The 4,036-nt window shown below is 24.3% G+C and carries 6 protein-coding genes; 2 read left to right on the top strand and 4 right to left on the bottom strand.

What is annotated here, in order from left to right; all coding sequences use genetic code 11:
• Positions 1-55: 55 nt before the first annotated feature.
• Positions 56-235, bottom strand: a complete 180-nt coding sequence (locus G3997_RS02925; protein WP_296647825.1) for a hypothetical protein — start codon at positions 233-235, stop codon at positions 56-58.
• A 169-nt stretch (positions 236-404) separates the two neighbouring features.
• Positions 405-623 (bottom strand): hypothetical protein, encoded by a 219-nt coding sequence (locus tag G3997_RS02920; RefSeq protein WP_296647821.1) that lies wholly within the window; start codon positions 621-623, stop codon positions 405-407.
• 117 nt (positions 624-740) lie between these two features.
• Here G3997_RS02920 and G3997_RS02915 point away from each other — a divergent pair, with 117 nt between their 5' ends.
• Positions 741-1,220 (top strand): permease, encoded by a 480-nt coding sequence (locus G3997_RS02915; protein ID WP_296647818.1) that lies wholly within the window; start codon positions 741-743, stop codon positions 1,218-1,220.
• Positions 1,217-1,732, top strand: coding sequence for a permease (locus G3997_RS02910; RefSeq protein WP_296647815.1), 516 nt, complete (start codon positions 1,217-1,219; stop codon positions 1,730-1,732). The genes G3997_RS02915 and G3997_RS02910 overlap by 4 nt, the downstream gene beginning before the upstream one ends.
• Before the next feature lie 163 nt (positions 1,733-1,895).
• Here the strand turns inward: G3997_RS02910 and G3997_RS02905 are convergent, their stop codons facing one another.
• Positions 1,896-3,173 (bottom strand): sensor histidine kinase, encoded by a 1,278-nt coding sequence (locus G3997_RS02905; RefSeq protein WP_296647810.1) that lies wholly within the window; start codon positions 3,171-3,173, stop codon positions 1,896-1,898.
• Entirely contained in the window at positions 3,157-3,825 is a 669-nt protein-coding gene (locus G3997_RS02900; RefSeq protein ID WP_296647808.1) for a response regulator transcription factor, read from the bottom strand. Before G3997_RS02900 ends, G3997_RS02905 begins: the two co-directional genes overlap by 17 nt.
• Between the last annotated feature and the right edge of the window lie 211 nt (positions 3,826-4,036).

Here is a 4,036-nt window from a genome sequence, read left to right as displayed (position 1 = left end):
GTATATATATAATATTATAAAAAACAAAGCCCAAATTAAAAATTGGGCTTTGTTTTTATTTTAATTTTTCTATTAATTTTTCTAATAGTACTTGTTTTAATTTTTCATTAAGTTCATTTTTATTATTAGCTTGAGTATTACTATTCTTATTATTACTTTTAGCTTTATTATTTTTTTTACTTTTATTATTTTGATTGTCTACATCATTAGGTCTTTTTCTTTTTTTATTAGCCATATCTAACCCCCCATTATTTTTTGTTATATAAATATAATATGAAAATTTCATCAAAATGTTACATAATGTGATAGATTACTCAAATAAAATTCTTTTAATATTTCTTACAAAATAATAGGTGTATCATTTAGATACACCTATTATTATCATTTAGATACACCTATTATTACTACTTCATTTCATTTTTCATTTGTTTTTTTGTATCGTATGCAGATCTCGTTTGTCCAAATCTATCAACTGCCTCACCTAGTTTAGATTCCATCATATTCATTGCACCTTCAAAGTTATCTTTCACATCTTCTGCAACTTCTTTTGCCATAAACTTAGCTTTATTAGCTGTTTTTTTAACTTCTTTTTTCATATCATTTAAATTATTCATTTGGTCCATATTAGCACCTCCTTATTTTTATATTTATTCTTCCCCAAATAGTCATTTTTATTTTAAATTTAAATCATTAACTTTTCTATACTTGTCTTCATATTATTATATAAGGGAGGGATAGTTTTGACTTCATATATTCTTTACGGTTTATGTATAGTTTTACTTTTGATTTCATTCCTTAAAGATAAAGAAAAAACTAAAAAAGCAGTTGTAAATGGATTTAAATCTTGGGAAAAAATAATGCCTCAGTTTTTAGCCATTGTAATAGTTATATCTATCATATTAGCTATATTGAAACCAGAAATTATATCAAAACTTATCGGAAAAAATTCTGGTTCTTTAGGAGTTATATTATCTTCTATAATTGGTTCAATTACTATGATGCCAACTTTTGTTGCCTTTTCAACAAGTAATACATTACTTCAAAATGGAGCTGGATATGCTCAGGTTTCAGCTTTAATATCTACACTTACTATGGTTGGAATATTAACATTTCCTTTAGAATCTGACTATATAGGTAAAAAAGCTGCTTTTTATAGAAACCTTTTAGCCTTTTTATTTTCATTTATTGTCGCTATATTTATGGGAGGTGTATTCAATTGAGTATATCTAAATTTCTAATAAGATATAAGTATTCTTTAATTTTATTCTTAATTCTTATATTGCTCTTCTTTTTTAATAATGAATTTGGAATTTATGCATTTGAAAATGTTAAATCTATAATACTTCAAATGCTCTCTATTTTACCTCCAGTAATGTTATTATTAGGTCTTATGGATGAATGGATTCCTAGAGAATATTTCATGAAATATATGGGTGATAGTTCTAAAATACTTGGTATACTATTATCTTTTGCCTTCGCATTCTTCGGTGCAGGACCTATGTATGCAGGTTTTCCATTTGTTGCTGTTTTAATGAAAAAAGGAGTTAAATTCTCAAATATAATTATATTTTTAAATGCATGGTGYGTAACTAAATTTTCTACACTTTTATTTGAAGTTGGATCACTCGGTTATAAATTTACATTATGCAGATTAATTATAAATATTCCTGGTGTTATAATCATGGGATATTTAGTAGACTATTTAGTAAATAAAAAACCCCATAAAATTTAATTATGGGGTTTTCTTGCAAAATAAACATTGTGGAGAATGTTAGTGGGGGTTTATTTTACAACAGGGTATTATATTATGGTTTTTAAGTTAGTTCTTTCTTTAGTTATATAATAACTTTTTTATATGAATTTAATATGAGTTTTTTGTGAATAGTTGTTGAAATCTAATTTTTAAATTCAATTGTGAATACTACAGAGTTTTCTTTATTCTTTAAACTATGATGATATCCATGTGATTTAAGTATTTGATTTACTAAGTATAAACCTAATCCACTTCCACCAGTTTTTCTCGATCTAGACTTTTCTATTCTAAAAAATGGATTAAATATTTCTTCTAAATATCTTTTATCTATAGTAACTCCTGTATTTTCTATTTCTAAGTATGCTCTGTATTGACTATTTTTCTTGCTGTTTTTGTAATTCTTCTTATATAATCTTACTATTAAATTTTCATTATTAGGTGAATACTTTATTCCATTTATAATTATATTATTTATAGCCTTTTCAATTCTTGTTTCATCACACTTTACATAAATATCATCTTCTATATTAAGCACAACATTCATATTCTTTTCGTCTATTAAAAATTGATGTCTTTTTGTAAGTCTTTCTACAAGCTTACTTAAATTAACATTTGTTAGTGCTAAATCAGACTGTAATATTTCATTTTTTGATACTTCTATCATTTCATTAACTAAATCTTTTAACTCTTGAGTTGATTCATATGATTTTTTTAAATATGTATCTCTATCTTTATATTTACCGATATTATATATCATACCTTCAAGTTGACCACTAATTATAGTTATAGGAGTTTTTAATTCATGAGATATTGTTGCTACAAAATCTTTTCTTCGATTTTCAGCTTCTCTTTCACTTTCTATAATTTGTATTAGTGGTTTAGTTATTACCTTTGAATAAATATATGCACCTATAGCACCTATAATAAGTGCAATTATTAGTATAAATGGAATTAATCTTCTTATTACCTGATTAGCCTCATCTATAGGCTGTAGTGGCATTATTATATCTAAGGTATAAGGAGTTCTAGAATCACTAGTATTTATAGGAATTGWTACATGATATTCATTATGTGGAGTTTTTCCTAATATATACTTGCTATATCTAGATAACACCATTTCACTATTTCCATATATTRTTTTTTTATTTTGATTTTTTAATATAATAGATAAATTTTGATTTCTAGACATATAATATAATCTTTCTTTTAAATGTGCTGTATCATAATTAGGAGAATTCTCACATAATGAAGTTATACTTTTGTCTAAAAGATCTATTTTATACTTATGGTAATAACTTGGTAATAAAAAATACAATATCATATATATTATCATAGCAAGAGCTACTAAAAGTCCTGTAGTTATWARAAATAACTTATACTTTATATTTATATTTTCAAATTTATTAAATACTCTTCTCAAGTGTATACCCTATTCCTTTTACAGTTTTTATATATTGTAATTTTATTTTCTTTCTTAAATTTTTTATATGTGCRTCAACTATTCTTGTGTCTCCATAATAATCATATCCCCATATTGAATCAAGTAAACTTTCTCTAGTTATAACTTGTGGGTATTTTTCTATTAAAGTCTTTAATATGTTAAATTCTTTCAATGTAAGTTCTATTGTTTCTCCTTCAACTTCAACTGTATATGTATTTAAATTAAGTTTTAAATCTTCAAAGTTTAATGATTCTTCATTTGTTACTTTTAAACTTCTTCTTAAAACTGCTTCAACTCTTTTTATTAAAAGATTAAATGAAAATGGCTTTGTTATGTAATCATCACATTCTAATTCAAATCCTTTTACTTGATTTTCTTCTTGATTTAATGCGCTTAAAAATATTATAGGTACCTTAGAGTTTTGTCTAATCATTTTACAAACTGAATATCCATCTAGGTTCGGCATCATTATATCTAATATTATTAAATCATAATTTCCTTGTTTAAATTTCGATATTCCCTCTAATCCATCACTGGCAAAATCAACATTATATCCTTGAGACCCTAGAAATTCTACTATAAGCTCTTGTATATTAAAATCATCTTCTATAACTAGTATAGATGCATTCATCTTTTCATCTCCCTTTTCTTTAGTAATATGAATATTTTACCCTATTTTTATGAATTTAGTGTGAAGTAATTCTTTCATCATAAATAGTTAAGAATATTATTAACATTTACTAATGAATATAAAAACTATCAATTTATCTTACCCTGCAATAAAATTACGGTAATTAAAAAGGCATTACTAAAAATTATAGTAATGCCTTTTATATTAATTA

It is taken from the genome of Romboutsia sp. 13368 (assembly GCF_018336475.1).
GTDB lineage: Bacteria > Bacillota > Clostridia > Peptostreptococcales > Peptostreptococcaceae > Romboutsia.
The sequence above is the reverse complement of the archived record's forward strand: the minus strand, read 5'-3'. Positions and strand labels throughout refer to the sequence as shown.